Genomic DNA, 23,698 nt, shown 5'->3' with positions numbered 1-23,698 from the left:
GAGAACGTCAGATCGATGGTCCGTCAAACCCCGCGTAGATCGTGATCATCGCCACAGACAGCCCCATGCCACAAGCGATGCCGATCATCGCCCCCGCCATGCGGACAGGTTGCCGGGTCAACCTGCGCAACACCATGCGGCTGGGTTGGTCCAGAAACCGGGTCAGGGTCCGGCCAAGCCCCTTTGTACGGCTGTAATCCGGGGGCGCAGGCGGTCGCATTGCCGTGGCCGGGGTCAGTGCAAAGACCTGCCGCAGCACCAACACCCCGCCGGCAGAGGCGGCGAGCACACTGACCGTCACGCCGGTCACAAAGGAGGCCGGATCAAGACGAAAGACCAGAAACGGGAATTTGAAATAGGCGCTATAGATCCCGATCATCGCGCGCCCGCTGGCAATGCCGCCCAGACAGCCGGCCAGGGCTCCGCCCAGGGCGATGACCATAATCAGTTTGAAGTAGTGACCGCCGACCTCGATATCGGTGTAGCCAAAGGCCTTCATCAACCCGATCTCTTCGCGCTCGGACTGCACCATCCGGTTGATAACAATATAGAGCAGAAAGGCCGCCACCGCGAGAAAGATCGGCGGCACCCCAGTGGCAGACGCCCGCATATTCGAAATTTCCTCGGCAATGAACCGGTTCGAGATCTGATCCGCCAGCGCGTAGCCGCCGCTGCCCCCACAGGCAGCCATCAGGCGGTCGGCCTGGTCCAGAATACTCTGCGCATTGGCGCCACGGGCCAGACCCCAGAGCGCTTCGTTAAAGGCCCCATCCAGATCATATGCCGCCGCAAGCCCGGGGCGGCTCATCCAGACCACCCCAAAACGGGCATCGTCCGGCACCAGTTCTCCCGGTGCTGTCACATAAAGAAACTCGGGGCTTTGTGCGAGGCCGGTGATTTTGAACTGGTGACGTCTGCCGTTCATTGTTGCCGCCAGCCTGTCGCCGGGCTGCAACCCATGTGCGGCGGCAAAGCTCTGCAGCAGAACGATTTCTTCTGTCCGCCCCAGCGCGGGAAGGCGACCGCGTGTGAGGTAGATGTCATTCAGCGCCGGGCGCCTGTGCTGCGGCAGCGACAGCGCCTGGGCCTGAACCGGCAGGCTCTGGTCTGGCAGATCGATCAGGGCGCGGCCCGCAATCCGCGTCTCGACGCTGGCGACCCCGGAGATCTGCGCCAGCCGCGCGGCCAGCCGTTCCGGCGCGCGTTTTACCGGCAGAAATACATCGGCAAGCCGGTAGCGTTCATAATAGGCGGCGCGGGTTTCACTAAGGGAGGTGACAAGCCCGGTCATCATCACCAGCATCAATACCCCAACCGCGATAACGGCACCGATGGCCAGAACCTGCCCCTTCATGCGCCAGAGGTCGCGCAGCAGTTTATGATCCAGCGGCCTAATCAGTGGCTTCACCAGTTGATCTCGGAGGGGCTGAGTTTTTCGGCGTTCTCGACCACCTTGAGAATGCCGCCATCGGCGAAATAGATCACCCGGTCCGCCATCGCAGCGGTATTGGCGTTATGGGTCACCATCAAAATGGTCGAGCCAAGTTCCGCATTCACGTCCCGCAGCACCTCAAGGACCGCGCGCCCCGTCGTGCTGTCGAGCGCGCCGGTGGGCTCATCGCAGAACAGCACTTCGGGGCGTTTGGCAATGGCGCGGGCAATGGCCACGCGCTGCTGCTCACCGCCTGAAAGCTGCGCCGGGAAATGATCAACCCGCTCGCGCAGGCCAACCAGGGCCAGGGCTTCATCGGGGTCCATGGGATCGGTGGCAATCTCGGTCCCCAGCTCGACATTTTCGCGGGCCGTGAGGCTGGGCATGAGGTTGTAAAACTGAAAGACAAAGCCAACATGGTCGCGCCGGTACCGTGTCAGCTGCGCATCCGGCATTTCACTGAGGCAAAGATCCCGGAAATAGACCTCCCCCTCGGTGCCCCGGTCCAGGCCGCCAATGATGTTCAAAAGGGTCGATTTCCCCGACCCCGACGGCCCCAGCAGGACAACAATGTCACCGGCAGGGATCTCCAGATCAACGCCCCGCAGCGCGTGTACAGCCGAATGGCCGCTACCGTAGACCTTGGTCAGCCCGCAGGTACGAAAGGCCATTGGGGTCTTGCGGCTTTGCATTGTCACTCCTGTTTTTCAGTACCCCAGCGGCGTGCAGCCCCCCAGGGTGATCTCTCGTTTAAAGCGGTTTTTGCAGCAGAGATACACCTGCCGCCCCCAGCATAAGTCCAGCCGCGACCAGCAGGCTAACCCCGATATTGTCGTACAGATCTCCGACAAGCCCAGCCCCATAGGGGCCGAGGGTCTGGGCAATGGCGAACACCACGGTGAACAGGCTGATCGCCGCGGCCCATTGTTCCGGCAAAAGGTTCTTGCGGGTGAAGTTCGTAACGGCTCCGGGCGCCATAAACACCGACAATCCAAACACCACCGCAGAGATCAACAAGGCAGGGCCGCTTGGCAACACCACGGGCAAGGCAGAGCCAATGGCGATTCCGGTCAGGATCAGCGCCAGAGGCAAGCCGGACGCATACCTGGCCAAAACAGGGCGCCAAACCAGCGGAGAGACACAAATGCACAGGCCCAGGATCACCCAGACCAGCGTGATAAACCCGGCGCCTGCGGCCTGGTCGGTCATCCAGGCGGACAAAAAGGCCAGGTAAACGATATATCCCAGTCCAAACCCGGCATAGCCAATGATTTCGGGCAGCATGCGCAGCAGCGGCAAGGGGACAGATTTGACCGCTTGAGAGGTGGACGGGCGCAGCTGCATGGCGGCCCACAGTCCCAGAGGCAAAAAGGACAGGCTGGCAATGCCGATGAGAATCCAGCCGACAGGCCAGGCTCCGGGACCATAGAGGTCGAGCAAAAGCGGCAGCACCGCTCCGGCCAGTACAATCCCCACCCCGCCGCCGCAACCAAACAGGATGGCAATCGCCAGCGCGTTGCGACGGGGATCATCGCGAAACAGGCCTGCGACCAATGCTCCCGCTGTGGAAAACGACATCGCCCCAAAAGCCCCTGCCAGAATACGCCAGAGTGTCTGCCACCAAAGCGCGGCGTTCAGCCCCGTGACCAAGAGCGCCAGGGTGGTGGTGATCAGACCAAAGGCAAACAGACGTGCGGGCGAGACGTGCCGGCTCAGCACCATGGTCAGGACCGCCCCGGCAACATAGCCAAGCGCGTTGGCCGTGTTCAGCCATCCAGCCTGAGCAAAGTTCCAGCCCATCGCGGATTTCATCGCCGGAAGCATCAGCCCATAGGCAAAGCGGGCAAATCCATTTGTGACCGTGACGCCGAGCGCCAGCCCCGCCAGAACCAGCCAGGGGCGGGTGGGCTCTGCGGTCACCGACAGCGGCCCGGGCGGTCAGGGGAAAAGGACATATGAAACCTCTCTCTGTCCGACATTCCCAAATAGAACGCCCACCGCGTCAAGCTGCCAATGATGTGCGATGCGTTCAAGCTCCTTTTCATTCCTGATACCGCCTTGTTACGCCGCCAGGCAGTCTGGCGAGCGATTTGCAGCGCCCACCCACGGCTCTCCTGCGCAGCCTGAAACATACAAGCGTTACCCGGATCAAAGAGCCGTGCCTCACGAAAGAGGTTAAAGCAGCTCGGTGATGGTCAAACCTTTGGCGCAAAGGCTGTCACAGCTGGCCATCATCCTGCATGCCCTGGGCGTACTGGCCACGCGGGCGCCAGAATGCGACGGCTTTTTGGAACTCTTCAGCGTAGAACGCAGCACCTTCAGCTCCCTCAGACGCGCCGTCAAAACAGCCCGCACGCCGCGCGCAGTCAAAAAATCCCGGTGCAGGCAAGCCGCCTCTTCCCTTGCTGATCACCAGTGCTGCGATCAAGGGGCGCTCGGCGGCGGCATCTTCCTCAATCAGGCATTCCAACGCCATTGTGAGCTGATGGATGGTATTGGGCGGCCTCAGCTCCAGAGCCCTGGCAAGAGCTTGATATGTCATCGGAAGCGCCAGCCCACCCGTTTGGCTGAGATAGGCCCGCACAGACGGCGCCAAGACATTGGCCGGCCTGCCTGTGGTCTCTGTCGTGCGATCACCAAAAGGCATGTGTTTCCTCCCAACGCATCTTATTTTTATAGCCTATTCCAAAAGGACAGCACTCTAGCCCTCACTCTGGCCCCATACATCCTGCGTCTTACGCAATCCGGTACTGAGCGCTATGCGCTCCCCGGCGCGCGCAGCTTTGCCCAAAATGACGATTTGTGACCATGGTGGTCTTGCAGGGTTTGAACATAGCTCTCGTGGCTCGCAAAGGCGCCATAGTCTGTGATCTGCGCATCCAGCACAGAGCACTCCGCCAGAAGCTCTGCCGCCTGGCCATAGTGCGCGGACAGCCCCCGCGCCAGCGTGGTGGCGATCATGGCACGCCAAAGCAGCACAGCCGCGCGCGGATGTCTTGGCCGCAGCGCCTCGGCAGCGGCCCCCAGCATCAACAAGCGGTCGCCGTCAATTTCTGCGGCGCGCTCTTCGACCATTCGGGCGGCAGTCAGAAGATCGGGCCAGTCGATACAAAACCGCAGCGCGCGTGAGAAATCCGGATCCATCGCAACATGTGTCATCGCCAGATCTTCCGCCTCAACATCGTCAAAATCCGGCAGAGCCTTCAGGTAGTTGCGCAGATGTCGCGCGTTCAGGCTCGCCGAGAAGCTGGCCCAGCGGTGCGCCTGGGCTTGCGCGCTTTGCCCAAGTGCCTCAAGGCAGGCGATATAGGCGTCGTCCCAGACCTCTTGTTCAGCGGCGCTTGCGTCGCGATCAGCCGCAAGGAGCAGATCAACGGCCCCCTCTGCCTGACCTTCGCTGAGCAAGAGACCAGCCACCTCGGCCGCGATGTCTTTGCGTTTCAAATCCTCTTCAGAGTATTGCGCAATATAGGCGTTTGTGTCGCCAGAAGAGGCCGCGATTTCCTGCAGGCACTCTTTGACAAACCGCTTTTTGCGGTCAGCCGCATAGCTGTTGCCCTCGCGCAGCTGGCGCAGAAACTGGATCGCTTCGTGATCGTCAGACTCGTCCTCAAGAGGCGCCGCCGCATAGGCCTCGACCTCGGCCTTCAGGCGTGCAAGACCAGTTGCCCAAGAGCTGGCGCCATAAGAGTAATGATGCCGTCCCACGCGCCGTATCCATTGTCCTGCACAACGGCCCAGACACGGTCAGCCAGCGCCGCAGGGTCAATCTGCGCCAGGGGGGCTATGCTTTCAAAATGCAGGACTGCGCTGCGAAAGACAGTGGCGACATCGCCGCGGCTGTCACCGACACGCTCATAGACCGAGGGCGCCAGCTCGATAAACCGCCACAACAGATCAAACGCAGCGGTTGCGTCCTCTGGTGCGATTTTTTCGACTATCATCACAACCTGCGTGTCGAGATCTTTGATCAGCGCCTTGCGTTTGCGCCAGCTGACAAAACCAGTTGATTTGCGCAGCGCCGTGAGACGTTTGCTGACCTCACGGCCAAGTTCCGACGCTCCAAGGCTGTGCGACAACTCTAGCCGCAATCGGCGCTTGATCTCAGCACTGCCGGTGCTGACCTCGATCAGCAGGGCCGCCAGCCTGTCGGCACCAAGCGCTTCGAGATTGGCTTTATTGAGGGTCTTTTTCGACATTGCCTATGTTTGACATCTTGCGCCCCCAAAGGGAAGTCGGCAGGTGTTGCGACACATCCTGACGCACCACGCCTTTGCCTCCTCTGGCACGCCAGCTCGCACCAGAGTCATACGCACAGGTGAGGGAATGCCTGCGCGGAGGGAGCTGCCCCCCCGCTATACAGTGTTACAGCAAATCGCCCGGCGTCTGTCCCTGCAAAGAAGGCATCGAGATTGTCGAGGGCGCGAAAGCCCATCGCATCGCGGGTTTTGCGGGTTGCACTGCCAATATGGGGCAACATGAAAATCGTGTCATGCGCGGCAAACGCCGGGTTGCCGCCCGGCTCTGTCTGAAAGCAATCCAGCCCCGCCGCCGAGATCTGACCCTGTGCCAGCGCCTCCAGCAAGGCCGTCTCATCCACCAGCGCACCGCGCGCAGTGTTGACGATCACCGCCCCCGCAGGCAGTTGCGCAAAGCGCTCTGCATTCATCAAATTCGTGGTTTCAGGCGTGGCAGGGCAATGCAGCGACAAAAAGTCGGCAACGCCCAGCAGGCTCTCAACACTGTCGTGATAGATGGCGCCTTTGCCTGCCCTGCAGAGAGTTCACTGCGGTTGTAATAGTGAATTTCCATATCGAATCCACGGGCTTTGGCGGCAAAGGCAAGGCCGACACGGCCCATGCCAATGATGCCCAACCGCGCACCTGTCACCTGTTTGCCCACCATGAAGGCTGGCGACCAGCTGTCCCATGCGCCACTGCGCACGATCCGGTCCCCCGCGACCGCGTGGCGTGCAGCCCCCAGCATCAGCAACATGGCAAGCTCGGCGGGCGCATCCGACAGCACATCAGGCGTATTGGTCACCACAATACCGCGCCCTTTGAGAGCGGGCAGATCACAATGGTCAACACCAACCGAGTGATTGGCGACGATCTTGAGCCGGTCGGAGAATTGCGCCACCACATCGGGGCTGAAATGCTCGGAATGGCAGGGAATAATGGCATCAAAATCAGCGCTGGCCGCCACCAGCTCCGCCGCAGTGCCGGGGGTGTCAGCGTGGTTGATGACCACATCATAGTCCCGTTGGGCGCGCGCCAGTGTTGCGTCAGACAGGCGGCGGGTGATCCAAAGCCGTGGTTTGGTCATTTCTTCTTCCGGACGCATTCGTCAAAGAAATCGTAAACGGCCATGCCGCAGACAACGATTGCAATGATCATGAAAGGGGCGCCGCCCTTAAATCCTGCAAAGCCCGATGAGATACTTTGGGATAGGCCCCCGATGAAGACGCACAGGAGTGCCGTCCCGATCAGCCCGACCACCAGTTTAACTGCGTATGACATGCTCGTATCCTTTCAATTATTCCGCCGCAGCCGCCAGTTGGCCCTGCAGCCAGCGCGCAGTGCGCAACAGACGGTCGTCTTTCTCAACAGGGCCAATCAGCTGTACACCGATGGGCAGGCCGGTCTCTCCGACCAGCAACGGCAGAGTCACGGAGGGCAGGCCCGCCAGTGGACACAAGGTGCAGAAGATCGGATCGCCCGTGCCGTCGGCGTCAAATCGGGGCGCTTCGCCCGCAGCCGCAGGGGCAATGATGGCATCGAACTCAACAAAGAAGTCATCAAAGAAGGCTTCTGCCGAGGCCTTGACCGCGAGCGCGTCTTCATATTCGGCCTGGGTAATCTGCCGCCCGCGGGTGATGACAGGCTTGAGGGTTTCGCTGATCTGGTCCCAGTGGCTGTCAAAGACCTCTGCCTGATGTTGGCAAATCTCGTATTCGTGGATACGCGCCTGCACCGCGACCAGATTGGACAGGGTGTCGGCAGGCTCCATCCGGGTGACCTGCGGGCCAAGAACGTCCAACACCGCATCCAGACCTTCGCGCGCCGCCTCGGACAAACGGTCGTTGAACGGCAAATCAAACCAGATCAGCTCTGGTGTGACAGGCACCTCCGCCGCCGCACCTGCGGCCATGCCGGGACGTGGGCGCGCAAAGCTGGTGCTGTCGCGGCCATCATAGCCGGCAATCACATCCGTCAGCAGCGCCACATCGGCAAGCGTGCGGCCAAAGCAGCCAACCTGATCAAGCGAGGCCGAGGTCTGCAACACGCCCGTCCGCGAAATCACCCCACGGGTGGGTTTGAAGCCAAAGGTGCCGCAAAACGACGCCGGGCGGATCACCGAGCCGTTGGTTTGAGTGCCAATCGCCAGCGGCACATGCAGCGCGGCTACGGCTGCGGCGGACCCGCTGGAAGAGCCACCGGGCGTGTGATCGCTATTGTGCGGATTGCGCGTGCCGTTTGGGTGCACAAAGGCCAGCTCTGTCGTAACCGTTTTGCCCAGGATCACCGCCCCTGCCCCACGCAAAAGCTCAACCAGGCGAGCGTCATTGCCCGAGCGGCGACCACGAAAGATCGGCGTGCCGCGGGCCGTGGGCATATCGGCCGTGTCGATGATGTCCTTCAGCGCAACCGGAATACCGTGCAGCGGGCCAATGGCCAGGCCTGCTTTGCGGATCCGGTCACACTCTTGCGCCTGTGCGATGGCAGCGCCTGGGTCAAGATAGGCCCAGGCGCCGATCGCATCATCCGTCTCGGTGATCTGTGTCAGACAGGATTTGACCAGATCGACGGATGTGAGCTTGCCCCGGGCGCAGAGCGCCAGGGCCTCAGTCGCGGTAAGCTTATAAGCCTCTTTGATCACGGGATGTATTCTCCAAAGAGGTAGTCAGGGAACCACAGCGCGATGCCGGGGAACTGATACATCAGGACCATCGTCAGGATCACAATCGCCAGATAGGGCATGATGCCTCGGAAAATCTCCATCAGCTCAATCTGGTTCTTCAACACCCCTTTGAGATAATAGGCCGACATGGCCAAGGGCGGGGTCAGGAACGAGGTTTGCAGGTTCAGCGCCACCAGCATCGCAAAGAAATACGGGTTCACACCAAACACTTCGAGCAGCGGCAGGAAGATCGGCACAAAGATGATCAGGATTTCCGACCATTCCAGCGGCCAGCCCAGCAGGAAGATAATGATCTGCGCCAGCACGAGGAATTCCCACGGCTCAAGGTCCATCCTGCCGACCCAATGCGCGATAATATCGTGGCCGCCCAGGTAGGAAAACACCGAGGCAAAGGTCCAGGAGCCAACAAACAGCCAGCACACCATCGCCGTGGCTTTGGCGGTCAGAAACACGCTTTCCTTCAGTTTTGTCCAGGTCATAGACCGATACAGCACGGCCAGAACAATACCGCCCATCGCCCCCATGGCTGCGGCTTCTGCCGGGGTGGCAAGACCGCCCAGGATCGAGCCCAGAACAAGCGCAAAAAGCACAGTCAGCGGGACAAAGCTGACCAGCAGGTTCCAGTAGATCTCTTTTGGCGGTGGCACGTCTTCCATATTGGGTTTTGGTGCCAGCGACGGGTTCGACCAGACGCGCAAGACCACGTAGACAATATAGAGCCCAGCCAAAAGCACACCGGGAAACCAGCCGACGCATAGAGGCGCAGCGGCGAAAGGTCCGCGATGGCCGCATAGACAATCAGCATGATTGACGGCGGGATCAGGATGCCGAGCGTGCCGCCTGCGCAGATCACACCGGAAGCAAAGCTCTTGTTATAGTTGGCATTGGCCATCGCCGGAAAGGCCAGCAAGCCCATCAAGGTTACAACCGCGCCGACAATTCCCGAGGCCGTTGAGAAGACCGCACAGGTCAACAGGGCCGCAATCGCAAGGCTGCCAGGCAGGTTACGCGCCGCCATGTAGAGCGAGAAAAACAGCTTATCGACGATATTGGCCCGCTCAACCACGTAGCCCATGAACAGGAACAGCGGGATCGCGACAAGCGTCGGGTTTTCCATCACCGAATAGGTGTTCTGGTTCAGCAGATAGAAGATATTATTGTTGAAAATATCGCTTAACTGCTCAATCGCACCGCCCTGGTTATAGGCGTAGTAGCCAAAGGCGACGCCCATGGCGAGCAGAGTAAAGGCGATCGGAAAACCAAGCAGGACAAGGACAATGAACAGTCCAAGCATCAACAGGGCAACTTCGGGATTTGTCATCTATTTATCTTTCGTGAAGCGCTGAAGGGCCTAGTTGCGACCGGGGGTGATGGCGCGGATCTCATCCAGATCAGCGCTGGTCAGAAGGTCTTCTGTTTCTTTCACATCCGCGAGACGTTCGGGCCACACGCCAGAGCGCATTGCCATCACACAGCGCACCAGCTCGGCAACCCCCTGGATCATAAGCAGGCCGCCGGAGAGCGGAATAAGCGATTTGAAAAAGTAGATCTGGATACTGGCGGGGCTGTTAAAGCTCACTTCTTTGTAGCGCCAGCTGTCCGAGGCAATTTCATAGCCGTACCAGACAAGGGCCAGAATGCCCGGGAAGAAGAAGAGGAAATAGAGCACGAAGTCCAAAGCCGCCTGCCCCCGCACCGGGATGAGGCGATAGATCACGTCAGCCCGCACATGGGTGTCTTGCGCCAGGGCATAGGCGCCACACATCAAGAACAGCGCGCCATACATCTGGACCATCATATCAAAGGCCCAGACAGTCGGCGCGTTCAACACGTAGCGCACAAACACTTCATAGACGACAGACAGCGTCAGGATCATGATGCACCATCCAAAGGCGCGCCCAACCCACAGGCTGAGGCCCTCGATGGCATATACGACTTTCATGGTTCTGGTACTCCCTCACGGACCATTTGGATATCAGCTGCTTTCCCAAGCGTATAATGTCCGGACGCCAACCCTGGCGCCCGGACATCGTTCGTTTCTATTGCGGCGCGATCAACCGAAGTAGTGCTTATACGCCAGCTTGTAGTCAGGCTGGTTCAGGTTGAGATAGTTCATCACATTCTTGGCGTAGGCCTTTTGCGACTCCATCACCTTGGCAAAGAACGGATCATCGTCGGCAATGCGTGCCGCCACTGCATCCCAGGCAACCAGCTGTGCCTGCATGACGGAGTCAGGTGTGCGGTGAACGGCGACGCCATCGGCTTCCTGCAGCTTGATCAGGTCATCGGAATAACGCTTGGCGTTGCCCCAGTAGAAACCAGAGTTTTCGGCCATGGATGCGTTCTTGATGATCGCTTTGTGCTCATCGGACAGGCTGTTGAACTTGTCCTTGTTGATGGTGACTTCAAAGAACTCCTGCGACTGGTGATAAGAGGCCAGCATGTAGTTCTTTGAGACATCCTGCATCCCAAAGTCACGGTCAGACGTCGGGTTGTTGAACTCAGCCGCATCAATCAGGCCTGATTTCATCGCAGGCTGGATTTCACCACCGGGAAGCTGAACAACTGACATGCCCATTTCCAGCATGACGTCGGCCGCCAGACCAACAGTCCGGTACTTGAGGCCCTTCATCTGGGAGGCGTCTGTGATCTGCTCCTGGAACCAGCCCAGCGGCTGTGCCGGCATCGGAGAGTTGAAGAAGGATACAACATTCAGGCGCAGCTCTGCCATCAGCTCGTCAAAGAGTTCCTGACCGCCACCGGAATAGACCCAGCCCAGCACTTCCTGGCTGGACCAGCCAAAGCAAGGGCCGGTGCCAAACAGCGAAGCAGATTTGGATTTGCCGTACCAGTAGGCAGGCACATAGTGGGCTGCGTCCAGAACACCGCGGTGCACCGCGTCCTGCATTTGGCTGGTTTTGACAACCGCATCCACCGACAGAACTTCGATTGTCAGTGAGCCGCCAGACATCTCATTGACGCGCGCAGCAAAAGACTGCGCGTTTTCAAGAAAGATACCGCCGCCCCAGGCCGCCTGCATCTTGAGTGTTACGCCGTGGCTTTCTGCAATTGCTGGTGTTGCTAACGCAGCGGCGCCGGCGACAGCCGAACCTCGCAGAAACTTTCTGCGGTTGATTGAATTTGTCATGTTTCCTCCCAAGGAATTTCATGCCGTGACTGCTCGGCTGAGCAAACAGCACGTAACAAAGTGGTGTTCAGGCTGCACCTATTTTTTGCCCCCTGCCGCGGCTACTCCTCCGGACATTGGATGCGTGACATACCCTCACCTGAGCAAATTCTATTGGTAACACGCAGTCACGCAAGTGTTTCTTTCGCAGATCCTGACCAGCCAGGGGCCATGCGAACGCGAAAATGCCAGCTTTCTGAGGCCGCCGTCAAATCGACCGAATTGGTCTAAAAGACACCCATTTCAGCAATTTTCGCCACTTTAACGCCGTAATTTCACATGTTTCCCCAAATCCTGCCTGTTTTTGATCTTGCTCTCTGAGGCAAAAAACGGGGGAAAAATTTGGTCCGAAAAAATTACCAATACCATTCGGATGTCTGCGTCCCACAGGTGGGACTACACCTTTTGGACAGCAGATTGAGACCACTCAACCCCGTATCGTGGATATGAACGAATCATTTTCTGTATCGTCAGCTGACGTTTCACGGCATTTTCAGCACGGGGAAAAAGTGACAGGAATGCCCCCTGCCCCTTCCTCGCGATAAACTCCGCTCACGCCGCTAAAGAGGCCACAGCTCAGGGAACAGCGGCCCACGCCTCGCGACCATTCCACGACTATGCGCCTCGCGTTTCACGCCCAGCACCGGATGGATCGGACTTGGCTTTTGATGATCCGGCCTAGAGAGAGGCGCCCATGGTCCTTAGTTCGGTTGCGCAGTCCATGCTTCGGCGCCATTGGTATTGACAAAAATCTGAAAGACAGAGGTGGATGCCGTGATAAAAAGGCTGTGTCCATAGCGCCCGCCAAAACACAGATTTGATACTGTTTCCGGCACCAGTATTTTGCCCAGCAAAGTGCCATCAGGAGCAAAACAATGCACGCCGTCTGCAGCCGAAGACCACAGGTTTCCTGCTGAATCGATGCGAAACCCATCCGGGACACCGCAATCAATCGTGGCAAAAACCCCGCGATCCGTGAGAGATGATCCAACGACGTCAAATTGCCGAATGACCGCGGGAACCTTGCTGTCGTGGCTGGCGCCACTTTCCGCGATATACAGTGTTTTTTCATCGCGACTGAACGCAAGCCCATTGGGCTGAATGAAGTCAGAAACCACAGGCGCCACCTGCCCTGTCACCGGGTCAATACGAAAAACATGACGCGCGTCTTGCTCGGGCTCTGCCTGGTATCCTTCAAAGTTCGAGAGTATTCCATAGGTTGGATCGGTGAACCAGACAGCGCCATCTGAGGACACCACAAGATCGTTTGGAGAGTTCAAACGTTTTCCCTGGTAGGTGGAGGCAAGCACGGTCAGCGCGCCATTTATTTCGGTTCTCACAACATCGCGTGTGCCATGACGGCAGCCAAGCAAACGGCCGCTGTGATCGCGCGTGTTGCCGTTGTTGAAACCAGATGCATCCCGAAAGACCGAAACACCCTGCGTTTCGCTCCACCGCATTATGCGTTCGGAGGGGATGTCAGAAAACAGCAAACAGTCATGGTCGCCAAACCACACCGGGCCTTCTGTCCAGGTGAAGCCCTCCGCAATCTTTAAAAGCGGAGCAATGGGATGAACCAGTCGCAAAAACCGGTCATCACGCAGGTCCAGATGTGCAGGTAGATTGCTCATATGCTCTCCCAACTGGGACCAGTGTTGGCAGCGATGATGCCGTTAATGGCTGTCGCGCGGCAACAGGGTCCGTGTCTTTTGGTATTTTGTCGCAAAACCAAAGCAACCGCCATCAGCCAATTGGTCAACGTTCTTGCGGTATAATTCTTCCCACGGCGTTTGATTTTCCAGCTCAGGCGCGCTCCAGCTGTCCTTGCGCGCCTGCCATTCCGCCGGGTCGACCAGGGCATTCAGGGTGCGCTCATTCAAATCGAGCTTTACCCGGTCGCCATTTTGCAAATATGCCAGCCCGCCCCCGACAACAGATTCTGGCGAGGCATTCAAAATTGACGGGCTTTCTGAGGTGCCGGATTGGCGCCCGTCCCCGACAGTTGGCAAATGTTTGATGCCCTGTTTGATCAGCGCATCCGGCGGCTGCATATTGACAACTTCGGCAGAGCCGGGAAAGCCAACACAGCCTGTGCCGCGGATGAACAAAATACAGTTCTCATCGATCCCAAGATCAGGATTGTTCAGCGTAGCGTGGTAGTGTTCTGGTCCGTCAAAAACAATGGCGCGGGCCTCAAACGTGTTTTCATGCCCCGGAGTGACAAGATACCGTTGCCGAAACGCGTCCGAGATGACCGAGGATTTCATCAATGCAGAGTCAAACAAATTACCCCTTAGAACAAGGAAGCCAGCCTTTTGTCGCAAGGGGTTCGCCACGCTCCGGATGACCTCTGCGTCTTCGCTCCGGACGTTTTGCAAACTCTCAGCCAGAGGTTTCCCCGACACGGTCAGAACGCCAGTGTTCAGATAGCCCGCATGCATCAGCTCCCCCATGACAGCCGGGACCCCCCCTGCACGATAGAACCGCTCGCCCAGATATTTTCCGGCCGGTTGCATGTTGAGCAAAAGCGGCACGTCATATCCGAAATCCTGCCAGTCCTGGATCGTCAACTCGACCCCCACATGGCGCGCAATGGCCTGAATATGAGGCGGGGCGTTGGTCGACCCCCCGAGCGCTGTCGCAACTCGGATGGCGTTCACAAAGGCTTCACGCGTCATGACCCTGGATGGGGTCAGGTCTTCATGGACCATATCGACAATCCGCTTGCCCGTTTCATATGCCATAGCCATGCGTTCGCGAAACGGCGCCGGAATTGCGGCGCAGCCAGAAAGGCTCATGCCCAATGCCTCGGCCAGGGCGTTCATGGTGCTGGCGGTGCCCATGGTGTTGCAATGGCCCAGGGAAGGCGCAGAGGCGCAGGCGCGGCTGATGAACTCTTCGTAGTCGATCACGCCTTCCGCCAACAAACGCCGGCTCTCCCAGATGATCGTGCCCGAGCCCGCCAGCTCCCCCTTCCCCCATCCGTCCAACATTGGACCACCCGACAAGGCAATCGCCGGAAGATCAACGGTCGCGGCTCCCATCAACATCGCCGGTGTCGTCTTGTCGCAGCCAGTCGTCAGCACAACACCATCCAGGGGATAGCCGTGCAGAATTTCGACCAGCCCCAAATAGGCAAGGTTGCGATCCAGCGCCGCCGTCGGGCGTTTGCCATTCTCATGCAGCGGGTGGATTGGAAACTCGATCGGGATCCCGCCGGCATCGCGAATACCGGCTTTGATGCGATCTGACAGAAACAGGTGGATCTTATTGCAGGGAGCAAGTTCAGACCCTGATTGCGCAATTCCGATCACCGGCTTGCCGGATTGGAGCTCTTCGGCGGTGAAGCCATTGTTTTGATACCGCTCCAAATACAGCGCCGTCATGGCCGGGTTATTTGGGTTATTGAACCACTCCTGTGACCGAAGTTTCCCGTTTGCTTTGAATTTTTCGCGATAATCGGTCATAAGCTGCGTCTCTTTTGTTCAGGTCGGGATTGGCCGCGCGCAAGATTTTCTCGCTCTTGAGCACCCAAAACGGCGTGTTTTCAGGCCTATGGATTAGGGCACGGCATCACTGGCTTTGACATCACTGGCCAAGAGATCTGCAGGCAAGAGATCTGCGGGCAGGTTTTGGTAACAAACCGGACGTAAAAAGCGCCTGATCGACAGGGTCCCGACAGAGGTCGCACCAAAATTTGTAGAGGCCGGATAGGGGCCGCCATGCACCATCGTGTCGCTCACCTCGACACCTGTTGGGAACCCATTCATCAAAAGGCGTCCCGCTTTGCGTTCAAGAACTGGCATCAGTGCGCGCGCCAGCTCCAGATCAGCCTCTGACATATGCACAGTGCAGGTCAGCTGCCCTTGCAGGCTGCGCGCGCAGGCCTGCATTTCGTCCCTGTCAGCCACGCGCACCACAAGGCCAAGCGGGCCAAAGACTTCTTCGCTCAACTCTGTGTTCGCAAGCCAGTCTTTGGCGGATGTGGCAAACAGATTGGGCAAGGCAGCACGCGCCGTCGCCTCGGTTGCGACCAGTTGCTTCACATTGTTCGCAGCGGCCATCGCACGCGTGCCGTGCCAATAGGCCTCTGCGATACCCTCTGTCAGCATCACCTGCGGCTCAGCCCCGGCGAGCGCTTTTGCGGCTTCGTCACAAAAATGATCAGCCTCTGGCCCATCATGACAAATGAAATGCCGGGATTTGTGCAAAACTGGCCTGCCCCCAAGGTGAGGGATCCGGCCCATCCCTGAGCGATTTCTGCGGCACGTTCATTCAGAGCCGCCGGCAGCAGAAACATCGGATTGACCGAGCCGATTTCGCCAAAAAACCGGGATTGGCTCCGGCCGCGCCGCACAGAGGTCGAACAAGGCGCGCCCTCCCCCCAGGGACCCGGTAAAGCCCACGGCCTTGATCAGGGGATGTTGCACCAGCGCGGTGCCAACCTCACGTTTGCCCCCCTGGATAAGAGAAAACACCCCTGTGTGCAGACCGCAACGCGCGACAGCTGCATGGATTGCTTCGGCGATGATTTCGCTGGTTCCGGGATGGGCTGAATGGCCTTTTACGACGACAGGACAGCCTGCGGCCAATGCGGCGGCGGTATCGCCGCCTGCGACCGAAAACGCCAATGGAAAATTAGAGGCGCCAAAGACCGCCACGGGGCCGATGGGGCGCTGCATCATATAGAGTTCGGGACGCGGCGCAGGGTGCCGCTCAGGCAAGGCGCTGTCATGTCGGGTGTCCAGATAAGCTCCCTCCAGAATATGCGCCGCGAACAGGCGAAGCTGTCCGGTTGTCCGTCCTCGCTCCCCTTCGAGACGCGCGCCGGGCAAACCTGTTTCACCGCTGCCAATCTCGGTGATCTCTGCGCCGCGCAGATCAATTTCGTCTGCAATCCTATTCAGAAAATCAGCGCGCGTTTCGCGGCGCGTTGCGGAAAACGACCAAAAGGCCTCCTCGGCGGCGCGCACGGCCCGATCCACAAGCGCGGCTGTTCCGACAGAAAAGCTGTGCGACTGTCCATGTGCGGGCGAGGATTGAAAGCGCGCCTCAGACGCGACCCAATCGCCGCCAATGAGGTGTTTTCCCTGTGGTGTAAAATTCATAGCAAATGCCTTCCGGCTAGGTTTTTCATCAATGCCCCTGTGCCAAATGACCACGCGGGACATTCAGTGGATAAAGAGACAGCATTGCGAAGTGCGCCCAGCGCGGGCGTAGAGACTGTCACGATGTCATCAATCTTGTGGGTGAACCCCTGGCCTGGGGTGTCGCGATCTTTAATCGGAGCGAACATGCTGCCAAGATAGAGCATCAGACCGTCAGGATATTGGTGATGCGTGCCAAGGGTTTGACTGACAATGCTTTCTGGCGACCGGCTGATCTCGCTCATGGCGCAACGCTCCTCCAACATGAAGCCGTCTGCACCCTTGATCTGCAACAGAATTTCAGCCTGCTTCACATCCTCCAGACCAAAACCCGCATCAAACAAGCGGATAAAGGGGCCAATTGCAGTAGAGGCATTGTTGTCTTTCGCCTTTCCCAGCAGCAATGCAGAACGGCCCTCAACATCGCGCAGATTGACGTCATTCCCCAATGCTGCGCCTTTGATCTCCCCACAGGATGCAACCGCCAGCACGATCTCTGGTTCTGGATTGTTCCAGTCAGAGGCAGGGGCAGCCCGACCCTTGCGCCTGATCCAACCGCAGACATTGGCTGCGCCTTGGTGAAGACCTCGGCATCAGGGCCAATCCCAACCTCAAGATATTGCGACCAAAGCCCTTCGGCTTCGAGGATCTTTTTGACCTCCATCGCGTGTTGCGAGCCCGGCACGATGTCTTTCAACGAGCCACCAATGATCTGCGAGACATGCTCACGGATTTCTGCGGCGCGGCTGAAATCCCCGGCAGCGCGTTCCTCAATCACGCGTTCAATCATCGACCTGGCAAAGGTCACCCCTGCGGCCTTGATTGCCTGAAGATCACAGGGTGGCAAAAGATGCAGTCTGTCACGCGCGCAATTTGCCTGATCTGATGAGCTCTCAAGCGCCTGAAGGCTGCGCAGATATATCCCCTCAGCTGCCGCGATTTGCGTGGCCACATCGTCCTGTTCCAGCGCCCCGGACAGGGTTGAGATCTCAGTACTGGTGATATCCCACACCTCGTCGCCTCGCAGGGTGACGACCGATGGGCCGATGCCCGGGCGCCAGACGCGCCCAATATAGGTTCCGTGTTGCGACAGACCAAAGGCCCGCTGCTGCATCTGTTGTTGCATCTGTTGTTCACCTGTTGCTTCCTCAGTTCTGTTTGCCACGTCCGTAGACAAGCAACATTGTGATAATGACCACGCCGTAGATGATTTGGCGGTAGGATTCAGGCATCTGCAGGATCGACAAAACCGAGTTCAGAAATACGAGCAGCGTCGCCCCGAGCAGCGTGCCAAGATACCGCCCGCGACCACCCAGAATATGCGTTCCCCCCAGAACCACGGCGGCAATCGCGGGCAGCAGATATTGCGTGCCCATGTCCTGATAGGCCTTTGCGGAATAGCCTGCCAAAAGGATGCCAGCCGTTGCGGCGCACAAAGACGAGGCCACAAAGGATCCGGTGATCACCCGGCGGGTCCGGATACCCGAGAGATACGCCGCCCCTTCTTTGACGCCGACCGCATATATCGATTTTCCAAACCCGGCGCGGGTCAGGATCACAACGATCACGAGCGATACAAAGGCCCAGACAAAAATGGCAACGGGGATACCCAAAATCGTGTCAGCCGCCAGATAGCGCATCAACGGCGAGGCCTTGGTTTGCGGCGCAAAGCCGCCTGTATGGGCCACCATGAGACCCCGCAGAACGGAATCCACTCCCAGGGTGAAAATCATCGAGGGAATACGCAGGACCGACACGCCAAACCCATTCAGCAATCCCACGCATAGTCCAACAGATAATCCCGCAGGAATGGCCCAGGGGCCACCGACCGTTGTGGCCATCATCGCAGCAGCCGTCATGGTCCAGGGCACAGACAGGTCGATATGCCCAAGCAGGACAACCATCATCATTCCCGCAGCACAGATGCCCAGAAACGAGCCGATCTGCAACTGTTGCAGCAAATAGGATGGCGTAAACAGCGGCGCCGTCCCTTGCGTGGTCAGGGTATAGGCGGTGCCAACCAGAAGAATGACAAAGGTCGTCATCAAGGCGATGATCAAAGGGCGATCAGCGGGGTTAGAGAAACTCAGAAATTTCATCGGAACAGATCCAGTTTGTTTTTGACCCGGAAAGTACGCAACGCCCCAAGGCTCACGGCGACCAGGAGAACCAGCCCTTCGATCAGCGGCTGCAGCAATGGATCGATTGAGAGGATGCGGAAATAGAACGATATGATGCGCAGGATGAAGGCGCCAATCATTGACCCAATCGCGCCGCCGCTGCCGCCCATCAAAGAGGTGCCACCCAGCACAACAGAGGCGATCGAGTTCAGCGTATAGGTGCCGGCCTGGGTGATATCAGCATTGCCCGATGAGGTTTGCACCGCCAGATAGAGCCCGCCACAGGCCGCAAAGAACCCAGCCAGGGTAAAGGCTGCAATTTTTGCCCGCGCAATCGGCAGACCCGACAAATGCGCGGCACTCTCGGCACTGCCGATGGCATAAATCGTGCGGCAGGTCACAGTGCGTTTGAATGGCAGCCAGACACCAAGCGCCACAACCAGCAAAATAAGGAGCGGCACCGGGATGTTGACAAAGGGTTGCAGCCAGGCGGCGTTGCCATTGTCGGCAAAGCCATAGGTCTCGGCCAGATCAAACACCGCATTCGTCGCGGCCCAGTTCAGATCGCCGTCAATGTCGCCTCCGGGCGAAGGGCGCAAAATGAGCGCCAGCCCAATGGCGATCGCCCCGGTTGCCAAGGTCGCAATGATGGGCTGTATACGGCCATAGACAACGATCAGCCCATTCATCGCGCCAAACCCGGCGCCAACAGCCAGCGTCACCACAGCGCCAAAAAGCATCTGCAAAGGCGTGCCTGTGACAACATGCGAAGCAACCGTATTGGTCAGCGTCATCACAGCGCCAACAGAGAGGTCCAGCCCGCCCATAAGGACAGGGATCGTCTGCGCGATGGCCACAAAAGCCAAGGCCACAACTTCATTCGAGTTTTGCACCAGCACAGCTGTCGAAAAGCCGCGTGGATGCATAGATTGATAGGTAAGGAACAGGGCTGCAAACAGGATAAATGCGCCGGTAAAACCTCTGTTGCGCAAGATGCTGGCTTTGACTTTATTGATCACGCGACAGCCTCCGTGTGAATGTTCAATGAGGCCGCGACGATGGCTTTTTCTGTCAATGCGTCGCCTTCCAGCTCGGAGACCACGCGACCGTCGTACATGACGCAGACCCGATCACAGCAGCCGATCAGTTCGGCGTAGTCCGTTGAATACAGCAAGACCGATTTCCCCGCGTCGACCAGGTCGCGCATCAGGCGGTAAATCTCTTGCTTGGTGCCAACATCAATCCCGCGCGTGGGATCATTCAGTAAAATCACATCAGGATTTAGCATGAGCCATTTGGCGATCACCCCCTTTTGCTGATTGCCGCCAGACAGGGTTTCAACGGGGTGATCCGGGCTTCCGACCTTGATTTGCAACAGGGCCACCGCCTTTTCGATGGCGGCCTTTGCCATGCCACCATCAATCACGCCGTTTTTTGAGACCTCCGGATAGTTCGGCAGCAGCAAATTGTCGCCGATAGACATCTCCAGCATAAGCCCTTCGGTTTTGCGATCCTCAGGCACCAGCGCAAGGCCGAGACGTTTGGATAGCGCAGGTGAGGCCGGCCGATAGGGGCGACCCTTTAGAGAAATCTGCCCCTCGACCCCATGAAGGGCGCCAAAGAGGGCCAGCAAAAGCTCCTTATGTCCCTGCCCGTCCAGTCCGCCAAGCCCGACAATTTCACCCGCGTGGACGTCAATATCGACGCCTTTCAGGCTGTCTTCCCAGCGCAGGTCAGACACCGACAAAGTGGTCTCTCCAAGGGATTTGTCGCGCTTGGGCGGAAACTGTGCGGTGATTTCGCGCCCAATCATAAGTTGGACAATCTCCGCCTCGCTCAGCGCGCCTTTTGCAAAACTCTTAATGTGCTGCCCGTTGCGAAACACCGACAGCTGATCACAAAGCTGGTCGACCTCATGCATGCGGTGGCTGATAAAGATGCAGGCCACCCCGTCGGCGCGCAGCTCAGCGATCAGATCATAGACGGTTTGCACGTCATTGCTTGTCAGCGCCGATGTCGCCTCATCGAGGATTAGGACCCTGGGGTTTTTGACCAATGCTTTAGCGATCTCGATCATCTGACGCCGCGACAGGCTTAGCTCTCTGATATGGGCGTCGGGGTCGACATCTTCGCATTTGATACGCGCCAAAATCTCTTTGGCCATTTGGCGCTGTTTACGGGTATCGATCAGACCAAATCGTCGCGGCGGCTGATCAATGAATATGTTCTCGGCCACTGACAGATCAGGTACCAGCGACAGCTCTTGAAAAATGCAGACAATGCCATCCGCAGTCGCCTCAGCCGTTGAGCGGTAAGCCACGTTGCGGCCGTCGAATATGACCTGGCCCTCGCTCGGCGCAAGAACCCCTGACAGGATCTTGATCAGCGTTGATTTGCCTGCGCCATTTTCACCTAAAATCCCGTGAATACTGCCAGCCTGGCAGCAGAAGTCTACACTATCCAACGCCGTCCCCGCCGAAAAAGCGAGACACACCCTGCAGCTGAACAATCTCTTTCGATGTGTTCATGAGTATATTCTTTTGAAAAAAGTTGCGCCTGGACCGCCCTCACAGGCGGCCCAGAGGATCGGTTTAGTTCACGTCCGCTTCATCCTGCGCCATGATGGCAGGGCCGGAGATATTCACATCACAAGGAGGGAACTCATTGACAGTAAAGAAGTTATCGGGAAGATCGCTCCAGAAGTTTTTGCCGTCTTCCAACTCGTCATAGGTCGCCACGGGCAGCGGCACCGAAATCAGCTGGGGCATCACGTTGCCTTCTAGGGCTGAAACCGCCGCCTTCATCGCAATGGCCACAAGGCCAGGGGACTGGCCGATGGAAATCCCTTTCAGGCCGTCACCGGAATATTGCGCCAGGGCCTTGCGGTAGCCGTTTTCGGACTCGCCAGAAACCGGCACCCAGGGATGACCACTGTCCTGAACGGCCTGAACCATCCCGTTCGAGCCACCCTGCGCAACGATGGCCGCGAATTCACCGTGAACCGCGATTGCATCGGCGACGACTTTCTGTGTGGTGCCATCGTCCCACATGCCAACCACAGAGACCATTTCCCAATCGCCACCATCGGCCGCAAAGACCTCGTTGATACCAATTGAACGGTCGCGGTCGACTGAATTGCCCGGCAGGCCACGGACCTCAAGAACCTTGCCACCTGTCACGCCTTTGGCCGCTAGCTGTTCCAGCACAAACTCAGAATACATCCGCCCCATAGCAAGCTGGTCTTCGTTGACCTGCATGACCTTGGTGGTGTCCAGAACGTTGTCGAACGGCACCAGAACAACATCATTGCGGTCGGCCAGGCGAATGACCCGGTCAAACCCATCAGGGCTGACGGCGATGGTAATGATCGCATCATAGCCCTGGTTGATAAAATCCTCGATCGCCCCCAGCTGTGCAGGCGCGTCTGTGCCGGTCGAAACAACCTTGAACTCTGCAATTTGGCTGGCAATCGACGGATCATTGGCAAAGGCTTTTGCCGTTTTGATCATCTGAATACGCCAGGTGTTGCCAACAAATCCATTCACCACGGCAATCCGGAACGGACCTTCGCGTTTGTCCCACTGCATGAAATTTGTTGTTGCGTCCCATGGCGCAAAGCATCCGGGATTTACGCCTGGGCCTTCGACCAAATTAGGCCCGGCAAAGGCCGTCTGCGCCATCATAGCCGCCCCGACCGTCAGTGTTGTGATTGCTTTCTTCATTTTTCCCTCCCTGGAAATTTAAATCTGCCGCCTCTTTTCGGGCATTTAAAATTCAGTTGTTTTTACGATGCAGCATCCTTCATGCTGAAATTCGCCGAGCCTGTCTCTAGGTGCGTTTTCAGACGATACTGATAGGCAAGGCGATCACGCGCCTCCAACGCCTCAATGACGCCCTGATGCTCTTCAAAGGTCGCCGTCTTAAAGGTATCGCGGGTTTTGCCATTCAGCATGATCCGCAGGATCACCGGCTTCATCAGGCCATAAATGTCCAGGATAGCCTTATTGCGCAGGACGCTCACAAGACGGGTGTGGAACTCAAAATCATATTCTGCGGCGACTTCAATCTCACTGGGATCTCTCAGCTTGTCGTTGATCCGGCGCAGATCGGCGATATCCTCAGCCGTGATCTGGTCGAGAATGGTCTCAACCGACGACACCTCAAGCAGGCCGCGAAATCCCTGGATGTCAGAGAATGTCTCAAGCGAAATATCCATGACATTGAAGGAAAACATCTCGATAGCCGACGACATCCGGTTATCAACAATCGTTGCCCCCACCTTAGGACGCACCTCAACCACCCCGTAGGTTTTCAGAATGCGCATGGCTTCACGCACCGTATTGCGCGAGGCGCCAAAGGTTTCACAGAGCTCCTTTTCAGTCGGAAGCTGGTCGCCAACCGTCAGGCCCTTCTCGCCGATAAGCTGGCGCATCTGAGAGACGACCTGATCCACAGCCGAGCCGCCTTTATCCGTTTTTAGAGTGCCAATAAGGGTCATCATGTTTTCCGTTTATTGTCCGACAAATAGCGGCAGCCTCACGGCATGCGTCCTGTCAATCTGATGCAACCCTAATACCAACCCGCCCATATTGTCCAACAAATAAGTGAATAATATGCGACATCTCGCCTAATTGGTTGATATTTCGCCCCATTAAACCAACAAATAGGCACCCAACAGGATGACACCCCCAAGGATTGAAAAAAATTTCAGTACTGGAAAATTATCCCATATCCTGTTGACGAATCTGAAGCCGTGCCCATCAGTAGCGTGACTGGGAGGAATTTCAGCGCACGATTTTTCTTGCACTTGCGGGGGTCTGTCGTGCAATTTTCATCGCCTGTGAGCCGGGCGAGAAATCCATTATGAACGTGATGGTTGCCAGCCACCCCT

The 23,698-nt window shown here is 57.8% G+C and carries 19 protein-coding genes and 3 pseudogenes; all 22 read right to left on the bottom strand.

Annotation, left to right across the window (positions count from 1 at the left end; all coding sequences use genetic code 11):
• Positions 1-7: 7 nt before the first annotated feature.
• Entirely contained in the window at positions 8-1,408 is a 1,401-nt protein-coding gene (locus B4968_RS24560) for an ABC transporter permease (protein WP_241525754.1), read from the bottom strand.
• The gene (locus B4968_RS14165; protein ID WP_083099971.1) at positions 1,405-2,124 is read right to left on the bottom strand and encodes an ABC transporter ATP-binding protein; all 720 of its coding nucleotides are present in this window, start codon (positions 2,122-2,124) and stop codon (positions 1,405-1,407) included. The genes B4968_RS24560 and B4968_RS14165 overlap by 4 nt, the downstream gene beginning before the upstream one ends.
• A gap of 58 nt (positions 2,125-2,182) precedes the next feature.
• Positions 2,183-3,352: a YbfB/YjiJ family MFS transporter gene (locus B4968_RS14160; protein WP_241525753.1), complete on the bottom strand. Its 1,170-nt coding sequence runs from the start codon at positions 3,350-3,352 to the stop codon at positions 2,183-2,185.
• 298 nt (positions 3,353-3,650) lie between these two features.
• Positions 3,651-4,079: a hypothetical protein gene (locus B4968_RS14155; protein ID WP_083099965.1), complete on the bottom strand. Its 429-nt coding sequence runs from the start codon at positions 4,077-4,079 to the stop codon at positions 3,651-3,653.
• 110 nt (positions 4,080-4,189) lie between these two features.
• A pseudogene (locus B4968_RS14150) lies at positions 4,190-5,631 on the bottom strand (DUF6880 family protein).
• A gap of 107 nt (positions 5,632-5,738) precedes the next feature.
• Positions 5,739-6,143 carry an NAD(P)-dependent oxidoreductase gene (locus tag B4968_RS25275; RefSeq protein ID WP_277620949.1) on the bottom strand — a complete coding sequence of 135 codons (405 nt, stop codon included), beginning with the start codon at positions 6,141-6,143 and terminating at the stop codon, positions 5,739-5,741.
• Positions 6,101-6,757 (bottom strand): NAD(P)-dependent oxidoreductase, encoded by a 657-nt coding sequence (locus B4968_RS25270; protein WP_277620948.1) that lies wholly within the window; start codon positions 6,755-6,757, stop codon positions 6,101-6,103. The genes B4968_RS25275 and B4968_RS25270 overlap by 43 nt, the downstream gene beginning before the upstream one ends.
• On the bottom strand, positions 6,754-6,951 hold the full coding sequence (locus B4968_RS14140) for a hypothetical protein (protein ID WP_083099962.1): 198 nt from the start codon (positions 6,949-6,951) through the stop codon (positions 6,754-6,756). The genes B4968_RS25270 and B4968_RS14140 overlap by 4 nt, the downstream gene beginning before the upstream one ends.
• A gap of 16 nt (positions 6,952-6,967) precedes the next feature.
• Positions 6,968-8,311, bottom strand: a complete 1,344-nt coding sequence (locus tag B4968_RS14135; protein WP_083099959.1) for an amidase — start codon at positions 8,309-8,311, stop codon at positions 6,968-6,970.
• Positions 8,308-9,674: pseudogene (locus B4968_RS14130) on the bottom strand (TRAP transporter large permease). The gene B4968_RS14135 and the pseudogene B4968_RS14130 overlap by 4 nt, the downstream one beginning before the upstream one ends.
• 30 nt (positions 9,675-9,704) lie before the next feature.
• On the bottom strand, positions 9,705-10,295 hold the full coding sequence (locus B4968_RS14125) for a TRAP transporter small permease subunit (protein WP_083099957.1): 591 nt from the start codon (positions 10,293-10,295) through the stop codon (positions 9,705-9,707).
• A gap of 111 nt (positions 10,296-10,406) precedes the next feature.
• Entirely contained in the window at positions 10,407-11,501 is a 1,095-nt protein-coding gene (locus tag B4968_RS14120; RefSeq protein WP_083099954.1) for a TRAP transporter substrate-binding protein, read from the bottom strand.
• A 740-nt stretch (positions 11,502-12,241) separates the two neighbouring features.
• On the bottom strand, positions 12,242-13,171 hold the full coding sequence (locus B4968_RS14115; protein ID WP_083099951.1) for an SMP-30/gluconolactonase/LRE family protein: 930 nt from the start codon (positions 13,169-13,171) through the stop codon (positions 12,242-12,244).
• Between the two features lie 42 nt (positions 13,172-13,213).
• Complete coding sequence (locus B4968_RS14110) at positions 13,214-15,007, bottom strand: IlvD/Edd family dehydratase (RefSeq protein ID WP_083099949.1); 1,794 nt, start codon at positions 15,005-15,007, stop codon at positions 13,214-13,216.
• 93 nt (positions 15,008-15,100) lie between these two features.
• Positions 15,101-16,648, bottom strand: a pseudogene (locus B4968_RS14105) (aldehyde dehydrogenase (NADP(+))).
• A complete protein-coding gene (locus B4968_RS25790; protein ID WP_338153273.1) occupies positions 16,645-17,031 on the bottom strand; it encodes a hypothetical protein in 387 nt (128 codons plus the stop codon). Before B4968_RS25790 ends, B4968_RS14105 begins: the two are co-directional and overlap by 4 nt.
• Positions 16,998-17,813, bottom strand: a complete 816-nt coding sequence (locus tag B4968_RS14100) for a hypothetical protein (protein WP_338153272.1) — start codon at positions 17,811-17,813, stop codon at positions 16,998-17,000. Before B4968_RS14100 ends, B4968_RS25790 begins: the two co-directional genes overlap by 34 nt.
• A gap of 22 nt (positions 17,814-17,835) precedes the next feature.
• Positions 17,836-18,786, bottom strand: a complete 951-nt coding sequence (locus tag B4968_RS14095; protein WP_083099946.1) for an ABC transporter permease — start codon at positions 18,784-18,786, stop codon at positions 17,836-17,838.
• Positions 18,783-19,826, bottom strand: coding sequence for an ABC transporter permease (locus tag B4968_RS14090; protein ID WP_241525750.1), 1,044 nt, complete (start codon positions 19,824-19,826; stop codon positions 18,783-18,785). Before B4968_RS14090 ends, B4968_RS14095 begins: the two co-directional genes overlap by 4 nt.
• Positions 19,823-21,271 carry a sugar ABC transporter ATP-binding protein gene (locus B4968_RS14085; protein WP_241525749.1) on the bottom strand — a complete coding sequence of 483 codons (1,449 nt, stop codon included), beginning with the start codon at positions 21,269-21,271 and terminating at the stop codon, positions 19,823-19,825. Before B4968_RS14085 ends, B4968_RS14090 begins: the two co-directional genes overlap by 4 nt.
• A gap of 127 nt (positions 21,272-21,398) precedes the next feature.
• Positions 21,399-22,529, bottom strand: coding sequence for a sugar ABC transporter substrate-binding protein (locus B4968_RS14080; protein WP_083099943.1), 1,131 nt, complete (start codon positions 22,527-22,529; stop codon positions 21,399-21,401).
• 62 nt (positions 22,530-22,591) lie between these two features.
• Positions 22,592-23,308: a FadR/GntR family transcriptional regulator gene (locus B4968_RS14075; RefSeq protein ID WP_083099940.1), complete on the bottom strand. Its 717-nt coding sequence runs from the start codon at positions 23,306-23,308 to the stop codon at positions 22,592-22,594.
• Between the last annotated feature and the right edge of the window lie 390 nt (positions 23,309-23,698).

Origin of the sequence: Pseudophaeobacter leonis (assembly GCF_002087335.1) — a bacterium.
GTDB lineage: Bacteria > Pseudomonadota > Alphaproteobacteria > Rhodobacterales > Rhodobacteraceae > Pseudophaeobacter > Pseudophaeobacter leonis.
This window is presented reverse-complemented; position numbering and strand designations above follow the sequence as displayed.